Consider the following 19,523-nt stretch of genomic DNA (forward strand, 5'->3'; position numbering starts at 1 on the left):
TGGATTATTCACTTTCACGTTTTATCCCGCCTGTTCATCGATGTCAGGGAAAAGTTGGCTCAGTGCGGCAATAGCCTCGTCATAACCGCTCCGCTCGTGTATTGCCTGATGCAGGAAGGCTTCCAGCGCAGGATACTGGTCTATCGCTCTGTCGAGCAGCGGATCGCTGCCCTTCACGTAAGCGCCTACGCTGACCAGATCCCGGTTACGCTGGTAGGTCGACAACAGCTGCTTAAAACGCTGAACCTTGCGGTACTGGACATGCGGAATTAGCTCCGTCATCGCGCGGCTAATAGAGGCTTCAATATCAATAGCAGGATAATGGCCCGCCTCAGCCAGGCGACGAGAAAGCACGATATGGCCATCGAGGATCGCGCGCGCCGAATCGGCGATCGGATCCTGCTGATCGTCCCCTTCGGTCAGAACCGTATAAAAGGCGGTTATCGATCCGCCGCCGCGCATACCGTTACCCGCACGCTCTACCAGTGCGGGCAGACGCGCGAAGACGGACGGTGGATAACCTTTCGTTGCCGGCGGTTCACCGATAGCCAGCGCCACTTCACGCTGCGCCATGGCATAGCGCGTAAGAGAGTCCATTATCAGCAGGACATTCATCCCACGATCGCGGTAATCCTCAGCAATTCGGGTGGCGTAAACCGCACCCTGCATACGCAGGATCGGTGAGACGTCAGCAGGTGCGGCGATCACGACCGCGCGTGAGAGCCCCTCTTCGCCAAGAATGTTCTCGATAAAATCTTTTACTTCACGTCCGCGCTCGCCAATCAGCCCGACGACGATGACGTCGGCGGTGGTGAAACGGGCCATCATGCCGAGCAGCACCGACTTACCGACGCCCGAGCCGGCAAAAAGGCCCATACGCTGTCCCCTGCCAACCGTCAGCAGGCCATTTATTGCCCTCACGCCCACATCGAGCACGGACTTGATGGGATCGCGGTGAAGCGGGTTAAACGAGGGGGTAAACAGGCCGGCTACGGGTTTTCCCGCCGGTGGACGACCATCCAGGGGGCGGCCCTGAGCGTCAAGCACGCGCCCCAGCAGGTGTAACCCCACCGGCAGCTGTTTACCCGCTCCCTTATCGGCCTCTGGCGCGTACACGCGCGCGCCGGGAAGAATACCGTCAACATGTTCAAGCGGCATAAGATAGAGCGTCTGACCGTTAAACCCGACCACCTCACACTCGACCGGTAAAATAGCCTGCCCGGTCTGACGTTCAACAATGCACAACGCGCCTATCGGCAGCTTCAGGCCAACGGCCTCCATCACCAGCCCGGTAGCACGCGTCAGCTTGCCGTACTGACGAAAGCGCGGGAGCTCTCCGAGCTTCTCTTCCACCCGATCCATGACCGAGAGCCAGTTTTTTAACTGCTGGCTCATTGGGACAATTCCTCTCGGGCGAGCTGACAGAGAGACTGCCAGCGCGTTTCCATGGTGGCGTCATACTCCACGTCCGGCGTGACAACACGACATCCCCCTGCGGCCAATTGGGGATCGCTTTGTAAGGACCACCCCATTGAGGAGAGCGTCTCACCGATCGCCTGGGAGACCATGGGCAGATCCTGCGGGTTCACATGCAGTTCTGTCGGGCCGTTGAGCAGGGTATCCTGCTTCATTAACTGGCGGATCTGCGCAAGCAGAGCATGGTTATCCGCCACGCTCAGGGTGCCGTACAGCTGCTGTACCGCCGTCAGCGCCAGCTGAACCAGACGTCCGGGAATAAGGCTATCGAGATTCGAAAGCGCAAGCTTGCACTGCGTCACCCATTCTCCAGCCTGGAGCAGTAAAGCCTGCCGTTCGTCACGAGCCTGTTCCAGCCCCTGCGCCAGACCCGCCTCACGCCCCTCCTTCAGCCCGGCCTCATAGCCTTCGCGACGACCTTCCTCTTTGCCTTGCGCCAATCCCTGAGCAATACCCTGCTGCTCAGCCTGCTTACGCAGGCGTGCCAGCTCGGCCTTAAACTGCGCGTCAGAATGGCCGGTATCCTGCGTCTGCAACGGTACTTCAACCGTTTCGTTTAACAGATCCTCAGGCTGCCAGCTGCGCCACTGAGCGGCGCTATTGGCATCAAACGTAGGCATCGTCGCTGCCTCCAATGATGATTTCCCCTGTCTCCGCAAGGCGACGAACGATGTTCAGAATAGTCTTCTGCTCGGCTTCCACCTGTGACAAACGTACCGGACCGCGCGATGCCAGATCTTCGGTCATCAGATCCGACTGACGGCGCGACATGTTACGGAAGAACTTGGCCCGCAGCGCTTCGTCTGCTCCTTTGAGGGCGATGATAAGGGTTTCACTTTCCACCTCCTGCAACAGACGCTGGATGCTGCGATCCTCGACATCCACCAGGTTTTCGAACAAGAACATTTCGTCGATAATTTTCTGTGCCAGCTCACTGTCGAAATCGCGAACCGCCTCAATGGCGGCCTCTTCCTGCTGGGATTTCATCAGGTTTAAAATCTCCGCAGCCGGGCGCACCCCACCCATTTTGCTGCGCTTAAGATTCTGACCGTGGAGCAGGCCGTTGAGTACCTCCGTCAGTTCCTGCAACGCGGCGGGCTGAACCCCGCCGAAGGTGGCGATACGCAGCATAATGTCGTTACGTTCACGATCGTCGAATTTGCTCAGGACGTCCGCCGCCTGGTTACGCTTTAAGTGGACCAGGATCGTGGCGATAATTTGCGGGTGTTCTTCACGAATCAGATCGAATACCGCCAGCGGATCCATAAAGTTGAGCGTTTCGATCCCGTTTCCACCCTGGTGGGTATCCAGCAAATCCTCAAGCAGCGTTGACGCACGCTCTTCACCCAGCGCCTTGACCAGCACGCTGCGCAGATACTCGTTCGTGTTAAGGCTCAGCGCGGCATACTCGCTTGAGTCATTTTTAAAGTCGCGCAGCACGGAGGCCATTTGATCGTGGGTAAACCCCGCCATGTTGACCATAGAACTGCTGATGGTCTTCACCTCATGCGCGTTTAGGTGCTTAAAGACTTCGGCGGCCAGGACATCGCCCAGCGTCAACATAACGATGGCGCTTTTCTCTGCGGCATTCATGATTTGAGCTCCTGATTCATCCACTGACGAATAACCAGCGCAATAACCCGCGGCTCTTGTTCCGCCAGTTCGCGCAGCTGCTGACTGTTAAGTTCCGTATCCACACGCTGCTGAGCGCGGTCACGCGCATCCTTTTCGGACGCTTTCTTGCGGGCGGCCAGCTCTTCCTGACGCGCCTCTTTTTCCATTTCCATGCGGCGCAGGCTGGTTTCCTGATGGCGGATCCAGGCCGGATGAACAAGCTTACGCCACATAACCCAGGCGATAATCGCAATAACCAGATAACGCGCAATCGCCATCATCAACTGATAAAACTTATCCTGTTTCCAGAATGGCGGGAGTTCCTCTTCCTCAACCCCGTTAAACGGCGAGTTCAAAATATTGACGCTATCGCCGCGTGAGGCCGTATAGCCGACAGCCTCTTTAACCAGAGCATTAATACGGTTCAGTTCAGCCTCACTCAGCGGACCCGGCTTGCCCTCCGCGCCTTGCGGCAGATGGTTTATCACCACCGCGACTGAAAGACGATCGATGCGCCCCATGGCATTTTTAATGTGGGTTAGCGTGCGATCGACCTCAAAATTGGTGGTCTCATCGTTGTGATTGTTGTAGGGCTGTGAGCGGTCATTTCCGGTACCAGCGGTACTGGTTTGAGCGGCAGGCTTGTCAAGCGGCTGCGTAAGTGGCGCAGTGGCAGGCGCTGGCGGCTGATTCGTCAGCGCGCCCGGTACGCCGCCATTGCCGCGTCCATTACCCTGCTCGGACTGGCTCGTCTGGCGGCTTCGAATCACCATTTTTTGCGGATCGGCGTTGGGCTGATACTGCTCCTGCGTCTGCTCCTGCTGGGTAAAATCAATCTGCGCCGTGACCTGGGCGCGAATATTTTTGCTGCCCACCAGCGGCGCCAGGATTCGCTGGATGCGCTGCTGGTAATCACTTTCGATCTCACTGGTGTACTTCAGCTGTGACGTTTGCAGGCCGCGCAAACCACTTTGGGTGAGCAGCTCACCCCGCTGATCGACGATAGTGACATTTTCTGCCGTCAGCCCCGTCACGGCGCTGGAAATCAGATGGGTAATGGCAATGACCTGTCCTTCATCCAGGGTACGCCCCTGAATCAGGTTGACGGTAACGGAAGCCGTTGGCTGTTTTTGCTCACGCACAAACATCGTCTGCTTGGGTGTGGCAAGATGAACGCGCGCCGATCTGATCGGCCCCAGGTTTTCAATAGTACGCGCCAGCTCTCCCTCAAGCGCCCGCTGATAATTAACCTGTTCGCTAAACTGGCTAATACCAAACTTTTCCTTATCCAGCAGTTCAAACCCTACGGAGCCGCCTTTTGGCAACCCCTGTTGGGCCAGCTTCATACGCACTTCATGGACCTGCCCTTCAGGAACCAGAATAGCGCCACCCGGCGCGTCGATGCGGTAAGGGACATTCATCTGCGACAGCTGGGCAACAATGGCCCCACCGTCTTCATCACTGATATTGCTAAACAACACGCGATAGCCTGGCTCTTTTGCCCAGAACATAAGCGCAATTAATACCGATACGGCAGCCGCGGCGCAAATGACCAGCGATAGCTTCGGGCTGGCGCGAAGCCATGACAGAGCCGATTTAATTCGGTCAGCCGGATTATTCGTTAAATCATTTAATGTGGCACTCATGCCGTGATCCTGTAAGAAATAGCACGCACAATAATGCGCGTCAGCGCCTGTGATATCGCAGGGCTGATAACGACGATTTCAAATTAAGAGAAATTTTCAGGCGGGCATTATCGTCTGAAAGGCCGATTTTTTAAGGATAAATAAGCTTAAAGTAATGTTCGCTTATTGGATTTTATGGCCATTTTGCCTACGTGTTAAACTATCAACGTTTAAAAGATATGTAATAAATGTGTGCTTTTCCCTTATTAATTCAGGAAGTCAACAATGTCAGCAACTTTAATGCGTGGCGTACTCGATCAAATTAACACTCAGTCACAGCAAATAGCCGGCATGAGCCGAAACCAGCCTGCCGCGCTGAAAAACACGCCGTCGTTCTCTGACATTTTATTCAACAGTATCAATGAAATTAATGAAACTCAGGTTAACGCGAAAGAAATGACGCAGCAGTGGATGTCTGGCAGTAGCGATATTGGATTAAATGACGTAATGCTGGCAATGCAGAAGTCCTCAATTTCTTTTAGCTTCGGTGTGCAAGCGCGCAATAAAATGCTCAGTGCCTACCAGGAAATCATGAATACCCCGGTATAAGGCCTCGCCCTGTCTATGAGTGAATTTAAAGACATTCCCGTGCGCTTATCGCCAAATAAGCTTACGTTATCCGATTCTGAATTACAGCGTATTGGGCAACTGATCTATCGCCGCGCCGGGATTGTAGTCAACGCACAAAAACGAGAGATGATTTTTAATCGTTTATCACGGCGGCTACGGGCGCTGGGGATTGACACATTTCTTGAGTACATCAGCATTCTGGAATCCCACAGCGAGCATCCGGAATGGCAGAACTTTGTCAACGCGCTGACAACCAATCTGACCTCTTTCTTTCGCGAAACCTACCACTTCCCGGTGCTCGCAGAACACGCCCGTCAGCGGCCCAACGGCTACCGCGTCTGGTGTACCGCCGCTTCCACCGGGGAAGAACCTTGCTCCATCGCCATGACGCTGGACGAGACTCTGGGGAGCGCGACGGGAGGGCCACGCGTCTGGGCCTCTGACATCGATACCGAGGTGCTGGCCAAAGCGGAGGCAGGGGTATACCGCATGTCCGACCTACACTCGCTGACCCTGGTGCAAAAACGCCACTATTTTTTGCGCGGCTCGGGTGAGAACAGCGATCGGGTGAAGGTAAAGCCAGAACTGCTGGCCGCTATTCACTATCAGCGGCTCAACTTGCTGGACAACAGCTGGCCGCTGCCCGGACCGTTTGACGCCATCTTTTGCCGCAACGTGATGATCTATTTCGATGCGCCGACGCAGAAGCGTCTGCTTGAGCGCTTTGCCCGCATGCTGAAGCCAGACGGCCTGCTGTTTGTTGGTCACTCTGAACATTTTAATCATCCGCACATTCCACTCAGGCTTCGCGGCCAGTCGGTGTATGAACTTACGGAGGCCTTACGGTGAAACGGATACGGGTGCTGACAGTTGATGATTCTGCGCTCATGCGCAACATCCTGAGCGCAGTGATCAATCAACAGCCAGATATGGAGATGGTCGGCACCGCGCCAGACCCGCTGATCGCACGCGAGATGATTAAGCAGTTGAACCCCGACGTGCTGACGCTGGATATCGACATGCCGAAAATGGATGGGCTGGAGTTTCTCTCCCGTTTGATGCGCCTTCGTCCAATGCCGGTGGTGATGATCTCCTCGATGACCACCCGAGGCTCGAAGGCGACAATGGCCGCGCTGGAACACGGCGCCGTCGATTTTCTGGCCAAACCCGATCAGCGTATCGCCGGAAATCTGGAACTGTGGGGTGTGCAGGTCGCAGAGAAGATCCGCATTGCCGCGAAGGCAAAACTGGGACGTCAGGCTGAAGTGGCCTCGCCGATACTGCGGGGCATTACCGTGGATCCGCAAAGCATTGTGGCGATTGGCTCCTCGACCGGCGGGACGGAGGCGCTGCGCCAGGTATTAACGCCGCTGCCAGCCAGCGTCCCCGGCATCGTCATCGCCCAGCATATGCCTGCTGGATTTACCCGCTCCTTCGCCCAGCGTCTTGATTCACTTTGCCAGATAAAGGTGCATGAAGCGGATGACGGCGATCCGGTACTTCCGGGTACGGCATTGATCGCCCCCGGCGACAAGCATATGGAGATCGTCCGTCACGGAAAAGGGTACGCCGTCAGGCTGACCGACGCGCCCCCCGTCAACCGTCATCGCCCGTCTGTAGACGTTCTCTTTAACTCCGTTGCACAGCTGGTGGGCGCACATGCCAGCGCCGCCATCCTTACCGGAATGGGAGCCGACGGCGCACGTGGGTTGCTGGCGTTGCGGGAGTCGGGCGCGTTTACCCTCGCTCAGAGCGAAGCGAGCTGCGTGGTGTTCGGTATGCCTCGCGAAGCGATTGCCCTTGGCGCTGCCCGAGAAATCGTCGATCTCAATAAAATTAGCCAGCGTCTGCTGGAAAGTTTCAGCCATAAACCACGACGTTCAGGAGAGAACACACATGTCGGATAAAAACCTGCGTTTTTTGGTGGTGGACGATTTTGCCACCATGAGACGTATCGTACGTAACCTGCTTCAGGATCTGGGCTATTCAAATATTGAAGAGGCGGAAGATGGCCAGGACGCGCTGAACAAGCTGCGCGCCGGTGAGTTTGATTTCGTTGTGAGCGACTGGAATATGCCCAACCTTGATGGCCTTGAGCTGCTGAAAACCATTCGCCTCGACCCGGCGATGTCAAAGCTGCCGGTACTGATGGTTACTGCGGAAGCAAAGCGCGAAAACATTATCGCCGCCGCGCAGGCGGGTGCCAACGGTTACATCGTTAAACCGTTTACTGCCGCCACGCTGGAAGAAAAGCTTGGCAAAATTTTTGAAAAACTCGGGTGAATACTATGACCACTCAGCCTGGCGAGATCGCGGAACCGCCAAAGGATCTCTTTTTGCGTATCGGTCAATTAACCCGGCTGCTGCGCGACAGTATGGCAAATCTTGGCCTGGAGCAGGCCATTAAAGAAGTCGCGGACGCGTTCCCCAACACGCGTGACCGTCTCAACTACGTTGTTGGCAAAACGTCTCAGGCCGCCGATCGCGCGCTGACGGCCGTCGAGGTGGCACGACCGCTCCAGGAAAGATTAGGTGAAAATGCCGGTAAGCTTACTGAACGGTGGGACGCCTGGTTTGAAGAGCCACAGCCGCTTGACGAGGCGCGAGAACTGGTGAAAGAGACACGTACCTTTCTGCTGGACGTGCCGGCCACCGCTCAGCAAACCAACCAACAGCTCACCGAAATAATGATGGCGCAAGACTTCCAGGATCTCACCGGCCAGGTGCTGCAAAGCCTGATGCAGGTGATTCAGACCGTCGAAACCGAGCTGATCAGCGTGCTGGTTGAAAACATGCGCGAACGTGACGCGGGTATCGAACAGAGCGGTGACGCCCATCTCAAGAACGGCCCGCAGATTGATACCAGCGTCGCCGGGATTGTCGCCTCTCAGGAACAGGTGGATGACCTGCTGGAGTCGCTGGGCTTTTGATGACCCCAGGCCAACACTATGTCTGAAGAGAGCGAGAGCGACAAAACAGAAGACCCCACACCCCACCGAAAACAGAAAGCGCGGGAGGAAGGTCAGGTTCCGCGTTCGCGCGAGCTGACCACCCTTGCCATGCTTCTGGTGGGCTGGGGGCTTATCGTCGGCGCAGGTAGCCATCTGGCGACGCAGCTTGAATCTATTCTGCACAACGGGCTGACCTTTGATCGACTGCTGATCCGCGACCCGCAGAATATGTTACATCGTGCAGCCTCGCTGTTGAGCATGGCTTTTCTCGCCATTCTGCCCTTCGCCGGCGGGCTGTACGTGACCGCAATAACGGCACCGTCGATTATCGGCGGCCTGAACGCAAGCAGTAAGGCGCTAAAGGTTAATCTTAAAAAACTTAATCCCGTCACCGGTATCAAGCGTCTTTTCTCTGCCCAAATGGTATCAGAGATGATCAAAAGCATCCTCAAGGTGCTGTTGGCCGCCACGGGGGGAGGACTGTTTTTACTGCTCAATAAAAACAGGTTCATCAATCTAATGTATGAACCGTTGGGCGGCGCGCTAAACGACATCAGCAACCTGCTGATTGGCTGCATGCTGTACGTGATTTTGTCACTGATCCCCATGGTGGCCTTCGACGTGATTTATCAGCTCTGGAGCAACTTTAAGAAGCTGAGAATGAGCCGCCAGGAGATAAAGGATGAATTTAAAAACCAGGAAGGTGACCCGCACATTAAGGGTCGCGTCAGGCAGATTCAGCGCCAGATGGCACAAAGCCGCATGATGGCCGAGGTGCCCACCGCCGATGTGGTCGTCAACAACCCGACCCACTATTCCGTGGCGCTGAAGTACCAGGAAGGCACCATGGGCGCACCGATCGTCGTCGCAAGCGGCAGTGGACTTATTGCCCTGCGCATCCGCGAGATGGCTGAAGAAAATCGGGTTCCGATGCTGGAAGCGCCACCGCTGGCGCGTGCGCTTTACCGGCACTGCGAGCCGGGTCAGCCGGTGCCCGGAGAATTATATAACGCTGTTGCCGAAGTCCTGGCCTGGGTATATAGCCTGCGCCGGTGGCGTAAAGGCTTTGGCTTGCGCCCAACAGAACCTAAAGATTTGCCGGTTCCCCCGGCGCTCGATTTTGCACAAGAGAGTAAAGAGTAATGGCTAATATCGCCACCAAATTACGTTTGCCCGGCATCAAGGAGACCCAGTGGCAGGTACTGGCCGGTCCAGTCCTGATCATGACGATCCTTGCGATGATGATCCTGCCGCTGCCAACCTTCGTGTTGGACTTGCTGTTTACCTTTAATATTGTACTGGCGATCATGATCCTCCTGGTCGCCATGTTTACCCAGAATACGCTGGAGTTTTCCGCCTTCCCGACGGTACTGCTCTTCTCAACGCTGCTTCGCCTGGCGCTAAACGTCGCCTCAACGCGCGTTATCCTGATGCACGGCCATAACGGCGCTGACGCCGCGGGCCAGGTCATCGAGGCGTTCGGCCACTTCCTGGTAGGCGGCAACTTTGCCATCGGCATTGTCGTTTTTATCATATTGATAATTATAAACTTTATGGTCATCACCAAGGGGGCCGGGCGTATTGCAGAAGTGGGCGCTCGCTTTACCCTTGACGGTATGCCCGGTAAACAAATGGCAATCGATGCCGACCTGAACGCCGGTCTGATCGGCGAGGAGGAGGCCAAACGCCGTCGAAAAGAGGTGACTCAGGAGGCAGATTTTTACGGCTCCATGGACGGTGCGAGCAAATTTGTGCGTGGCGATGCCATCGCAGGCCTGCTGATCATGGCAATAAACATTATCGGTGGCCTGATTATCGGCGTAATGCAGCATGATATGACCCTCAGCGCAGCGGGAGAAGCCTACACGCTGTTGACCATCGGTGATGGCCTGGTTGCGCAGATCCCTGGTCTTGTGATCTCCACCGCGGCAGGTGTCGTTGTAACGCGTGTGGTCAACGAGCAGGACGTAGGCGAGCAGATGGTCGGCCAGCTGTTTACCTCGCCTCGCGTGCTTGCCCTCTCTGCGGCCGTAATTGGTTTGCTGGGGCTAATCCCAGGCATGCCCAATCTGGTCTTTTTACTCTTTACCTCCTCACTTTTAGGCATTGCATGGTGGCTGCGGGGCCAGGAAGGTAAGGCGAAAAAAACGGGCGCCGCCCCCTCCGCCCCTACCCGAGCTGAAGCTGACGTGGCGCAGGTTAATGAAGCGACATGGTCTGACGTACAGATGGAAGATGTACTGGGGCTGGAGGTTGGCTATCGACTGATCCCTATGGTCGATCATGAACAGCAGGGCCAGCTGTTAACCCGCGTACGGGGTATTCGTAAGAAGTTCGCGCAGCAGATGGGCTTTCTGCCGCCAGCAGTTCATATTCGCGATAATCTCGACCTGCCGCCGACTCACTATCGTATTCTGCTAAAAGGGGTGACGATTGGTAAAGGCGAGGTCCAGCCCGATCGCTGGATGGCGATCGATCCAGGCTGTGCTGAGGGAGAAGTGCCCGGTACGCCCTGTAAAGAACCAACCTTTGGACTTCCCGCTCTATGGATCGATGAAGTCCATCGCGAGCTGGCGCAGACGCTGGGCTATACCGTAGTCGATCCATGTTCCGTCGTCGCTACGCACCTGAACCACCTTATCAGCACCCACACGGACGAACTTTTCGGTCGCCAGGAGGCGCAGCAGCTGCTTGACCAGCTCACCAAACAGTCGCCGAAGCTGATAGAGGATTTGATCCCCGGGGTAATCAGCCTGACCACGCTGCACAAAGTACTGCAAAATCTGCTCTCCGAGCGCGTGCCGATCCGCGATATGCGGACCATCATCGACACGCTGGCTGAGTATGCCACTCCTCAGTCTGACGCTGACGAGCTGACGGCCCGCGTGCGCGCTCGCCTCTCCCGGGCGATTACGCAGCAGTGGTTCCCTGGCGACGACGATATCCAAATAATCGGCCTTGATATGTCACTTGAGCAGTTGCTGGTACAGGCAACCCAGAGCGGAAGCGCTATCGAGCCGGGAATTGCCGAGAATTTAATGAAACAGACCGAGCAGGCGTTGCAGCATCAGGAAGCGCTGGGTGCGCCGCCGGTTCTGCTGGTGAACCCGGCGCTGCGTTTGATGCTGTCCCGCTATCTTCGTCGCATCTTCCCTCAGCTTGCAGTGCTCTCCAGCCAGGAGATAAACACTCAGCGCAACGTGAGAATGACGTATCTCATTGGAGGTAAATCGTGATAAGAGCCGCCTTGCTTGTTCTGCTGCTTGCGCCACCGGCGTTTGCTGCGGACGGTTCATGGAGCAGCCATAGTTTTGGCGGCACGCTGTCGCGCGGCAAGCAGGTACTGAAAAGTCGTCCAGTTCAGCCCGCCGCCCCCCTTCCGAAAGGGGTTACGCCGACGCATCTGCTGTGGAAGATTACACCGGACGGCCCCACGCCGCCGGGCTTTCGCATTCGCGTCTGTAGCAGCCTGCGCTGTCTGATGCTCAGGGAACTGGCGGGCGAAATCCCGTTGCCAGCGGGTTTCCCGGCCGCGGGCCCCTTTCGCTTTGAGTATCAGTCGGTAGCGCGCGGCGAAATGACGCCGCCGCTGACAATACTGAAAAATGAAATCACAATAAGGTATCGCGGCAAGGGGCCATCGGCGCCTTAAGAGAGGTTCTGACAAACGGTACCGCTCTGGCGATATCCTGCCTTAAACCTCTGCACCTCATTTATCCCGCCCAGCGCCCCCTCACATGCCAGCGCCAGCGTCATCAGCATCGTCTCATCCTCCTGCGCCGATAACATCTCCATCCCTACCGGCAGCCCGATACGGCTTACGCCACAGGGCAACGTAATGGCAGGCAGGCCGCTGATGGCGGCCAGTTCCGGCGCGCAGCCTGGCGGCATCTTCGCCATACTTTCTGGTAAACGTTGTACGGTGGGATACACAAATCCGTCGATGCGCTGCACCTCCGCCACCTGGCAAAGGTTCTGCCGCAACAGGCGCTGAAAGCGACGCCCCGCCAGCCAGAGCGGGGTTTTCAGCGTGTTACTCGCCAGCATCTGACGTAGAAACGGCGCAAACTCTGGCAGGAAAGCGCCGGAGTCCACAATGCTTGTCAGTCCGGAGGGAGCGCCAGGCTGTTTGCTAAGCCAGTCGTCAATCGCCACGCGAAATTCATACAGACTGAGGCAGGTGGCCTGCCTCACCTCTTCAAGAAAGGGGAGTGAAACCTCCACCAGCGTCGCTCCGGCACGGCGCAACGTGTGCAGCGCCGACTGCCAGACCTCCAGCTGTACCTCATCCTCTCCCTGTAACGCGGTCACCACGCCAAAGCGAACGCCTTTCAGCGAACGCACAGGAAGCGCAACCGGCGGCAGGCCATGGATCACCGCATGCAGCAAGGCGGCATCCTCAACGCTATGTACCATTGGCCCAACGGTATCTTTGCTGGGCGAGAGCGGCGCCACGCCGTCCAGCTGTGAACGGCGAAAGGCAGGCCGTAGCCCCACCAGCCCGGTATAGCTACAGGGAATGCGGATAGAGCCGCCGGTATCGGTACCCAATGCGCCATCCGCCATTCCAGCCGCCACCGCCGCGGCGCATCCTCCGCTGGAACCTCCGGCGGTGAGTGTCGGGCAAAGTGGATTCGCCACATCACCCCCCAGCGAGCTACGCGAGCGCACATCGAACGCGAACTCGGACATATTGGCCCTGGCAAGAATAATCGCCCCCGCTCTGCGCAATCGCTGCACGACCCGAGCATCCGCTGTCGCGTTAAGTGAGGCCAGCGCACGGCAGCCAAGGGTGATCGGCATCGGCGCGCAGGCAATATTATCTTTGACGATCAGCGGCACGCCGTGCAGGGGGCCGATCGGCTCTCCACGCCGACGCTGCTGCTGATGCTGTTCCGCCTGAGACATGGCGTCAGGGTTAACCCCGAGGATCGCGTTGAGCGCCCGGTGCTGCTGTATGACGTCGAGACGGCGGGCAATTTCCTCCGGACAGTCGTCTGGCGGTATCAGGCGCTTCATAGTCTCAGGCTCCCCGTGCTGAAAACCGGGCAGAAGGCTGCCCGGGATACGTTTTAGTCCCGCATGCCGGTAGTAATGGCATCAATGTCCTGCGGACGCAGACGAATTTCCGCCGCCCGTCGGTGCCCCTGCATCCCCTCGGTACGGCTCTGGCGGATCGCCGGTTGTGCGATTGCCGGGATACCCTGCTCGTCAATCCACTGATGGGTACAGATTTTGACGTATGCCCCTACCCACAGACCGCCGGTATAGCGTGCCGCCGCCATCGTCGGTAACGTATGGTTGGTGCCGCAGCATTTATCGGAGAACACCACGCTGGCGTTCTGACCAATAAACAGCGAGCCATAGTTGCGGATCTTCGCTGCCGTCGCGTGCGGATCGCGGGTATGCACCTGCAAATGCTCCGTCGCCATATGGTCAGCAAACGCAATCAGCTGCGCTTCATCTTCGCAGAGCACGATTTCACCCTGCCGACGCCACGCCTCGCCCGCCGTGGCGGCCGTTGGCAGAGTCGCAAGCTGACGCTCAACCTCCGCCAGGGTACGCTCAGCGATATCCCGGCTGGTTGTCGCCAGCCCGACGCGGGTATGAATATCGTGCTCTGCCTGCGCCAGCATATCGGCGGCCAGAATGCGCGGATCGGCGCTGTCGTCGGCGATAGTGAAAATCTCGCTCGGCCCGGCGAGGGCATCAATGCCGACTCGACCAAACACCTGGCGTTTCGCTTCGTTAACGAAGGCGTTGCCTGGCCCAACGATTTTGTCCACCGACGGGATGCTCTCCGTTCCCCAGGCCATAGCCGCAATGGCCTGCGCGCCGCCAACTTTGAAAATGCGGTGCGCGCCCGCCAGATGGCAAACTGCAATCATCGCCGGATGCGCGCCCGGGGGCAGACAGGCGATAATCTGTTCACAGCCCGCCACCGTCGCAGGAACAATCGACATCACGGGTGCGGAGAGAATCGGATACCGTCCGCCCGGCACGTAGCAGCCCACCGTCTGCACCGGGATGATCCGGTGACCGAGATGCACGCCAGGCAGCGTCTCTACCTCCAGTGGCAGCATGGTCGCCAGCTGCGCCCGCGCAAAACGACGCACCTGATTAATGGCAAACTCACTGTCGTGGCGAGTCTGGGCATCCATCCCCTCCAGTGCTTCGGCAATCTCCTGCTCGCTCACCTCAAACTGCGCCGGCACGACATGATCAAACTGCTGCGAAAAGGCTCTTAGCGCAGTATCGCCCTCGGTTTTCACGCGCTCGATAATGGCGCTGACCTTCTCCGTCAGGGAACGATCGGCCTGCGCATCCTGCCCCTGCGGGCGCTTAATCCAGCTCACCTGATTTAACATTTACGCGTCCTCCATCTGGCCGAGTTTGATCTGCGCCAGCAGCGCCAGATGGTCATAAACCACCCACTCATCAACAATTTTTCCGTTGACGATGTGGTAGTGCGACATGCCCATCACGAACAGTCGTTCTCCGGTCGGCTTGCCGAGTTCGCCGTAACCCAGGTGATGTCCTTCGATAATCCAGCGTACGGCCACTTTGACGCCGCCTTCATCGCACGGGTTGGAACAAATATGCTGCGGCAGCCACGCGCCGTCAGGGATCATCCCCACCAGCGCCAGCGTCTGATGGGTTACCGCCGCGGTGCCGTACAGCTCTTTCATCAGCGGACCGTGCCACTGTACGTTAGGCGCATACACTTCTTTGATCTTGCCAAACATCCGGCGGTTGTAGATCTCATGCAGCCAGCGCAGGCACTGCTCCTCCGTATCGGTGTGCGCAATGGAAACATCGCACTCCATCTCCGGCGGATATTGCCCCAGCATGCGGCCGTTTTCGCCGATGTCCATCACGCGGAAGCCTTTATCGAACTGCTCCTTTGCCATATTAAATGCGATTTGATCGGTATTCAGGCCAAGCTGTTTCATCAGTGACATATTGTCGCTGACTACCCACTCCCGATAAATTTTATTCTCGTGGATCATGCAATCCGCCACGGTACGCGTCACAAACGTACGGTTCGTCGGTTTGCCTAAATGGCTGTACTGTGTATGCCGCCCGCTTCCCGTCACCAGGTGAGAGGTATAAAAACCGTCAACATCATTTCCGTTCCAGATAACCTGGGTTGCCATTCCGCGCCGTTCCGGGAAGGCAATTAAGCGTTGCAGCGTATCCTGCACCACCTGTTCGCGGTTATAGAGTGTCCCCAGCGCGTTATACAGCACGCAGTTATGGGTATAGTGAGAATAAATTAAGCCGACATCGCGCTCGTCCCATATTTTATGGGTGCAGCGAACGATATAATCGACAATATCGGTATAGCAGTCATCAAAGCCGCGTAATGATTGCACGCGCGGTCTTTTTTCCGGTACCAGATCGACAAAATCACGACGCTCCACCTGTAATACAGGTTCCTCTTTCAGCGATTTCACGCTGCTTTTTTCGGGTACGGCTGGTGCTTTATTTGTTGCTTCGGTGGAAGACATATAAACTCCTGCTCTGTTTTCAGACAATAAGAACCCGCACCCGTAAGTGAGGGTGAATCAAACACGGTTATTTTTTGCAGCCGGAATAAGGGGGCTGCCGCCCCATTAATTAAATATTTGCGACCAAATCGCTAATTCATCGATCCCCAGATATTCACGGAAAATTAAACCATCACGTAATTCAAGCTGGCTGATACCGGTAATTGATATGGGTTTACGGGTCGGCGCACCAAATTTGCCGTAACCGTCATGCCAGGTTAACAACGACCAGCGCAATGAAAGTCGAATCGGCTCATTAGGATCTTTACGCACAATCAGGTGATGAAGCTGCGTTTCGCTGTCGGCAAATGAAGCGCGATAACCGGAAAGCTGTGCGCCAATTTCCTGTTCGCCGGTGCAGAGGCAGTGCCCCGGCGCGTACAGCGTCGCCGCCGGGTGATAGAGACCGGGCACCACGCCGCTGTTACCGCCCGCCCACATCGTTAAGTAGCGCTCAACGACCCCGGCCAGCGCCCCTTCCACGTCGTCGCCCTCAGGCCCACCCGCCCAGCGGGCGTCCAGCGTCTCAGCAGACACAGATTCCAGCCCAAGCTGCTGGCGCATGGTCGCCAGGTTAAAAGCAAAGTCGCGGACATCCAGCCCCAGTTGCGCCACAATCGCGGCACGATCCTGAAGCAGCCACTCCTGGCGTACGGCACCATCAACACAGATGCGATCGGCCCAGGTGCGGACCCAGACATTTTTCCCGGTCGGCGGGCCAAAAAATCCCTCCCCCTGGTGCTGAATGCGGGCTACGGTACGCTGCGCCGCATAGTACTCGTCCCCCGGGTTCTGGCTGCACAGAATATCCTCCGTCAGCACCGCTCGCTGCGGGAAGCTGTGCATCGCCTCAAGCGTCAGGCGCATAAACTGGGAAAGCTCATGCAGCTGTTTTTCGGGGGTAGTGAAAACCACCGGCGTGGCGTAAAAATCCGCCAGCTGGCCGATATCTTTCTGCTCCCACACCACGTGCGTCAGCGTCAAAATGAACTGCTGGATAGAGTCGAATTGAGGGCTGAAGCCCCGCAATCTGGTCATGTGCGCTCCTTAGACTGGAATAGCGTTAAACCATTGGTTTCGATAACGCCGCTGCGTGGGCGACGCGCCGAGTGGCGTATCACCAGCGTACCGGGCACCGTAATCTGTTCAGGCTCTATGGTTCCGCTGTCAATTTGCTTCATTAACAGTTCCACCGTGGCATCCACCATCGCGCCGACCGGCTGCGACGCCGAGGTCAACGCATAAGAGGGCCAGCCGGAAGGGCCGATGTCGTCATAGCCGACAACGGAGACCTCCTCCGGAATGCGCAAACCAAACTCATAGCGCGCCACATCCATTACCGTGACGGCCATATGATCGTTGGCGACAAAGACCGCATCCGGCGCTGGCGACGTCGAAAACAGGGTATAGGCTGCCCGGGTGGTTTGCTGAGCGTCGTAATTCCCGTGCACCACCCGGACATCGGTGATGCCATGTTCTTCCAGCGTGGAAATGAACCCGCGCTGGCGGGCGATATTGACCGGGGAATCGGCCACGCCGCCCACGTAGGCAAAACGCTTGTGCTCCCCCGCCAGCAGAAACTCGGCAATCTGCCGCGCGGCCGCTTCGTTATTACTGTTGACGCTGGAGGCCATGCCACTCTCTTCGCTGCGGTTAAACAGCACTACCGGGATCCCGGCGGCAAGGCACTCCTCGGATAACTCCAGCGACAGCGTCACCGAGGCCAGCACAATGCCATCCACCCGGTACTGCATAATCTGGTCAAAAATACGGTCTACGTTACCTTCCCGATCGCCAACGAACAGCAGCAGGTGATAGTTCAGCGTATCCAGCTTTTGCGCCAGCGCCTCCAGCACCTGCGAGTAAAAGGGGTTATCAAAGTAAGAAATGACGACACCGATAATGCGCGAACGAGCCGTGTTGAGCGAACGGGCGATCGCATTCGGGCGATAGCCCAGCTCGCGCGCTGCCTTCAGCACTTTTTCACGCGTTGCCGGTGAAATGCTGGCCCCCGGCGTGAACGTTCGCGACACCGCAGATTGCGATACCCCCGCCAGCTGAGCGACCTGTTGGGATGTGACTGCTGCAAAAGTCTTACGTTTCATTACCCCTGATTCCTTATCAACGTCCTGCCCATTTGCGCGTACTTCAAACGCCTCAGCAAGTGGGTGTTTTTTATACTTACACCACCTTTGCATGCGTATGCAACACAAAAAATTAAAATTCTCACAACAAGATCGAGATCACTTTACAAATGTGAAACCTTTTCGTAACTTCAAATATTGAATACGTATGCAAAGAGTTTTCATACCGTCAATGGTACCGGAGAGAACAGGAGTCGCCCAAAGGATTGAACCGGTAAACGTCGTCCCTGACTGGTTATAACCCATTAATTCTTAAGAGGTTCAAAACCATGTTTCAAGCACTGTTACGCCGTCGGGAAGCCCGGCTCTTTTTCATCATCAGCATCCTGTTCTTTATCTGCATTCATAGCATTGATGCATTCCTGGCCCCCATGATGATCAACCAGGGCATTGAACCACAGATCATGGGCATCATCATGGGCGCGTCCGGTCTGGCAACCCTTCTGATACGCTTCCCGTTAGGCATTATTTCCGACGTGGTTAAAAGCCGCAGGATCTTCATCCAGATTGGCCTGCTGCTGCCAATTATCGCCTGGCCGATTGCCTGGCTTGAACCCAACGCCATTACGCTGTATCTGGCGAAAGCGGCAGACGGTGTCACGGCGGCGACCTGGGTGCTGTACAACATCCTGTTCATGCGTTACTTCGGTCGCAACGAAGCGCCTGCCGCCGTCGCGCTGCTGGCGCTGGCAGGGCCCATCGGCGTGTTTCTCGGTAACTGTATTGGCGCGGTGCTGATTCACTATTTCGCCAATAACATCGCCTTTTTTGTCTCCTGCATCTCCGCCCTGGTGGCGTTATTCCTGACGACCCGCATTCAGGACGTGCACGACCCGGTTCAGGCCCCCACGCTTAAAGCCTGCATTACCGGCGCGCGCCAGCAGCTGGCCGACCGTTCCGTCTGGCTGATTGGCATCCTGGCGACCGTCGTCATTCTGGTGCCCTTCGCCACCCGCGACACGCTGACGCCGGTCTATGCCGAGCAGCTTGGCGCCCGGGCGGGGATCCTCGCGCTGCTGGGTAACATTCACCTTCTTTTTTACGGGCTGGCCATCGCCCTGTGCAGCTCGGTGTTTTATCAGCGCCTTGGGCTGGTAAAAACCGCCGTGCTCGGCATCGTTTTACAGGTGATTTCCACTTTCGGCATTCCCTTTACCAGCAATATCTATGTGATTTACCTGTGGCAGGCGCTGGCGGGGTTCTCGTTTGGTATGGCCTTTGCCGCATTCATGTCGCTCAGCGTAGTGAATACCTCGTCTGATGAACAATCCACGCGAATGGGACTATTCCAGACCATTTATTCCTGCGGCATGTTTGTCGGGCCGGTAATGATGGGCGTAATGATGCAACATATTAACCTGTCGTCCGGTTATATATTGATTGCCGCCCTTTCCGTTGTGGCCGCTATTGCCACGCCGCTGTCCGCTCGATGGGTATATGCCCGTAAAACGCAAACCTCAGCCCAATTATTAAAAAACGGTGCGTACGCTGCCGCGCCGGATCAATAACTCTTTCTGAAGTAAACACCCTTTC

At 56.7% G+C, this 19,523-nt stretch carries 18 protein-coding genes; 9 read left to right on the forward strand and 9 right to left on the reverse strand.

Annotated elements, in window-relative coordinates; genetic code table 11:
• Nucleotides 1-21 precede the first annotated feature (21 nt).
• Genes fliI through fliF form a run of 4 tightly spaced genes read right to left on the reverse strand, consistent with a single transcriptional unit; the run spans nucleotide 22 to nucleotide 4,736 of the window.
• Nucleotides 22-1,395: a flagellar protein export ATPase FliI gene (gene fliI / locus ACJTMZ_RS08915; RefSeq protein ID WP_032654688.1), complete on the reverse strand. Its 1,374-nt coding sequence runs from the start codon at nucleotides 1,393-1,395 to the stop codon at nucleotides 22-24.
• Nucleotides 1,392-2,096, reverse strand: a complete 705-nt coding sequence (locus ACJTMZ_RS08920; protein WP_017692817.1) for a flagellar assembly protein FliH — start codon at nucleotides 2,094-2,096, stop codon at nucleotides 1,392-1,394. The genes fliI and ACJTMZ_RS08920 overlap by 4 nt, the downstream gene beginning before the upstream one ends.
• Nucleotides 2,083-3,069 (reverse strand): flagellar motor switch protein FliG, encoded by a 987-nt coding sequence (fliG, locus tag ACJTMZ_RS08925; RefSeq protein WP_015571619.1) that lies wholly within the window; start codon nucleotides 3,067-3,069, stop codon nucleotides 2,083-2,085. The genes ACJTMZ_RS08920 and fliG overlap by 14 nt, the downstream gene beginning before the upstream one ends.
• The gene (gene fliF / locus ACJTMZ_RS08930; RefSeq protein WP_045333244.1) at nucleotides 3,066-4,736 is read right to left on the reverse strand and encodes a flagellar basal-body MS-ring/collar protein FliF; all 1,671 of its coding nucleotides are present in this window, start codon (nucleotides 4,734-4,736) and stop codon (nucleotides 3,066-3,068) included. The genes fliG and fliF overlap by 4 nt, the downstream gene beginning before the upstream one ends.
• Before the next feature lie 264 nt (nucleotides 4,737-5,000).
• Here fliF and fliE point away from each other — a divergent pair, with 264 nt between their 5' ends.
• The 8 genes from fliE to ACJTMZ_RS08970 are packed head-to-tail and all read left to right on the forward strand — an operon-like array spanning nucleotide 5,001 to nucleotide 11,948.
• Nucleotides 5,001-5,324: a flagellar hook-basal body complex protein FliE gene (gene fliE / locus ACJTMZ_RS08935; RefSeq protein WP_020480519.1), complete on the forward strand. Its 324-nt coding sequence runs from the start codon at nucleotides 5,001-5,003 to the stop codon at nucleotides 5,322-5,324.
• A gap of 15 nt (nucleotides 5,325-5,339) precedes the next feature.
• Nucleotides 5,340-6,194, forward strand: a complete 855-nt coding sequence (locus ACJTMZ_RS08940; protein WP_015571622.1) for a CheR family methyltransferase — start codon at nucleotides 5,340-5,342, stop codon at nucleotides 6,192-6,194.
• Nucleotides 6,191-7,252, forward strand: coding sequence for a chemotaxis response regulator protein-glutamate methylesterase (locus ACJTMZ_RS08945; protein WP_017692814.1), 1,062 nt, complete (start codon nucleotides 6,191-6,193; stop codon nucleotides 7,250-7,252). The genes ACJTMZ_RS08940 and ACJTMZ_RS08945 overlap by 4 nt, the downstream gene beginning before the upstream one ends.
• The gene (gene cheY, locus ACJTMZ_RS08950) at nucleotides 7,242-7,628 is read left to right on the forward strand and encodes a chemotaxis response regulator CheY (protein WP_015571623.1); all 387 of its coding nucleotides are present in this window, start codon (nucleotides 7,242-7,244) and stop codon (nucleotides 7,626-7,628) included. The genes ACJTMZ_RS08945 and cheY overlap by 11 nt, the downstream gene beginning before the upstream one ends.
• A gap of 5 nt (nucleotides 7,629-7,633) precedes the next feature.
• The gene (gene cheZ / locus ACJTMZ_RS08955) at nucleotides 7,634-8,275 is read left to right on the forward strand and encodes a protein phosphatase CheZ (protein ID WP_015571624.1); all 642 of its coding nucleotides are present in this window, start codon (nucleotides 7,634-7,636) and stop codon (nucleotides 8,273-8,275) included.
• 18 nt (nucleotides 8,276-8,293) lie between these two features.
• Nucleotides 8,294-9,439 carry a flagellar biosynthesis protein FlhB gene (gene flhB, locus ACJTMZ_RS08960; protein WP_252010953.1) on the forward strand — a complete coding sequence of 382 codons (1,146 nt, stop codon included), beginning with the start codon at nucleotides 8,294-8,296 and terminating at the stop codon, nucleotides 9,437-9,439.
• On the forward strand, nucleotides 9,439-11,532 hold the full coding sequence (gene flhA, locus ACJTMZ_RS08965) for a flagellar biosynthesis protein FlhA (RefSeq protein WP_015571626.1): 2,094 nt from the start codon (nucleotides 9,439-9,441) through the stop codon (nucleotides 11,530-11,532). Before flhB ends, flhA begins: the two co-directional genes overlap by 1 nt.
• Complete coding sequence (locus ACJTMZ_RS08970) at nucleotides 11,529-11,948, forward strand: flagellar protein FlhE (RefSeq protein WP_370533558.1); 420 nt, start codon at nucleotides 11,529-11,531, stop codon at nucleotides 11,946-11,948. Before flhA ends, ACJTMZ_RS08970 begins: the two co-directional genes overlap by 4 nt.
• Here the strand turns inward: ACJTMZ_RS08970 and ACJTMZ_RS08975 are convergent.
• From ACJTMZ_RS08975 to ACJTMZ_RS08995, 5 genes are all read right to left on the reverse strand, one after another.
• Nucleotides 11,945-13,315, reverse strand: a complete 1,371-nt coding sequence (locus ACJTMZ_RS08975) for an amidase family protein (RefSeq protein ID WP_252010954.1) — start codon at nucleotides 13,313-13,315, stop codon at nucleotides 11,945-11,947. The two genes, ACJTMZ_RS08970 and ACJTMZ_RS08975, sit on opposite strands and share 4 nt — an antisense overlap.
• A gap of 53 nt (nucleotides 13,316-13,368) precedes the next feature.
• Nucleotides 13,369-14,664 carry a histidinol dehydrogenase gene (gene hisD, locus ACJTMZ_RS08980; RefSeq protein ID WP_252010955.1) on the reverse strand — a complete coding sequence of 432 codons (1,296 nt, stop codon included), beginning with the start codon at nucleotides 14,662-14,664 and terminating at the stop codon, nucleotides 13,369-13,371.
• Nucleotides 14,665-15,807: an ester cyclase gene (locus tag ACJTMZ_RS08985; protein WP_033487538.1), complete on the reverse strand. Its 1,143-nt coding sequence runs from the start codon at nucleotides 15,805-15,807 to the stop codon at nucleotides 14,665-14,667.
• A 105-nt stretch (nucleotides 15,808-15,912) separates the two neighbouring features.
• Complete coding sequence (locus ACJTMZ_RS08990) at nucleotides 15,913-16,884, reverse strand: nuclear transport factor 2 family protein (RefSeq protein ID WP_015571630.1); 972 nt, start codon at nucleotides 16,882-16,884, stop codon at nucleotides 15,913-15,915.
• Nucleotides 16,881-17,951 carry a LacI family DNA-binding transcriptional regulator gene (locus tag ACJTMZ_RS08995; protein ID WP_003862277.1) on the reverse strand — a complete coding sequence of 357 codons (1,071 nt, stop codon included), beginning with the start codon at nucleotides 17,949-17,951 and terminating at the stop codon, nucleotides 16,881-16,883. The genes ACJTMZ_RS08990 and ACJTMZ_RS08995 overlap by 4 nt, the downstream gene beginning before the upstream one ends.
• A gap of 308 nt (nucleotides 17,952-18,259) precedes the next feature.
• Between ACJTMZ_RS08995 and ACJTMZ_RS09000 the strand changes: the two genes are divergently transcribed.
• Nucleotides 18,260-19,498: an MFS transporter gene (locus tag ACJTMZ_RS09000; protein WP_023295299.1), complete on the forward strand. Its 1,239-nt coding sequence runs from the start codon at nucleotides 18,260-18,262 to the stop codon at nucleotides 19,496-19,498.
• The last annotated feature ends 25 nt before the right edge of the window (nucleotides 19,499-19,523 follow it).

The sequence above is a fragment of the Enterobacter sp. DN genome (assembly GCF_046054285.1).
Classification (GTDB): Bacteria; Pseudomonadota; Gammaproteobacteria; order Enterobacterales; family Enterobacteriaceae; genus Enterobacter; species Enterobacter hormaechei_C.

Excerpts from the sequence above, each read along its gene's own strand:
- hisD (WP_252010955.1), bottom strand. The coding sequence starts at position 14,664 with ATGTTAAATCAGGTGAGCTGGATTAAGCGCCCGCAGGGGCAGGATGCG.
- fliE (WP_020480519.1), top strand. The coding sequence starts at position 5,001 with ATGTCAGCAACTTTAATGCGTGGCGTACTCGATCAAATTAACACTCAG.
- fliI (WP_032654688.1), bottom strand. The coding sequence starts at position 1,395 with ATGAGCCAGCAGTTAAAAAACTGGCTCTCGGTCATGGATCGGGTGGAA.
- fliG (WP_015571619.1), bottom strand. The coding sequence starts at position 3,069 with ATGAATGCCGCAGAGAAAAGCGCCATCGTTATGTTGACGCTGGGCGAT.
- ACJTMZ_RS08990 (WP_015571630.1), bottom strand. The coding sequence starts at position 16,884 with ATGACCAGATTGCGGGGCTTCAGCCCTCAATTCGACTCTATCCAGCAG.
- fliF (WP_045333244.1), bottom strand. The coding sequence starts at position 4,736 with ATGAGTGCCACATTAAATGATTTAACGAATAATCCGGCTGACCGAATT.
- cheY (WP_015571623.1), top strand. The coding sequence starts at position 7,242 with ATGTCGGATAAAAACCTGCGTTTTTTGGTGGTGGACGATTTTGCCACC.
- ACJTMZ_RS08940 (WP_015571622.1), top strand. The coding sequence starts at position 5,340 with ATGAGTGAATTTAAAGACATTCCCGTGCGCTTATCGCCAAATAAGCTT.
- ACJTMZ_RS08985 (WP_033487538.1), bottom strand. The coding sequence starts at position 15,807 with ATGTCTTCCACCGAAGCAACAAATAAAGCACCAGCCGTACCCGAAAAA.
- ACJTMZ_RS09000 (WP_023295299.1), top strand. The coding sequence starts at position 18,260 with ATGTTTCAAGCACTGTTACGCCGTCGGGAAGCCCGGCTCTTTTTCATC.
- flhB (WP_252010953.1), top strand. The coding sequence starts at position 8,294 with ATGTCTGAAGAGAGCGAGAGCGACAAAACAGAAGACCCCACACCCCAC.
- ACJTMZ_RS08920 (WP_017692817.1), bottom strand. The coding sequence starts at position 2,096 with ATGCCTACGTTTGATGCCAATAGCGCCGCTCAGTGGCGCAGCTGGCAG.
- flhA (WP_015571626.1), top strand. The coding sequence starts at position 9,439 with ATGGCTAATATCGCCACCAAATTACGTTTGCCCGGCATCAAGGAGACC.
- cheZ (WP_015571624.1), top strand. The coding sequence starts at position 7,634 with ATGACCACTCAGCCTGGCGAGATCGCGGAACCGCCAAAGGATCTCTTT.
- ACJTMZ_RS08975 (WP_252010954.1), bottom strand. The coding sequence starts at position 13,315 with ATGAAGCGCCTGATACCGCCAGACGACTGTCCGGAGGAAATTGCCCGC.
- ACJTMZ_RS08995 (WP_003862277.1), bottom strand. The coding sequence starts at position 17,951 with ATGAAACGTAAGACTTTTGCAGCAGTCACATCCCAACAGGTCGCTCAG.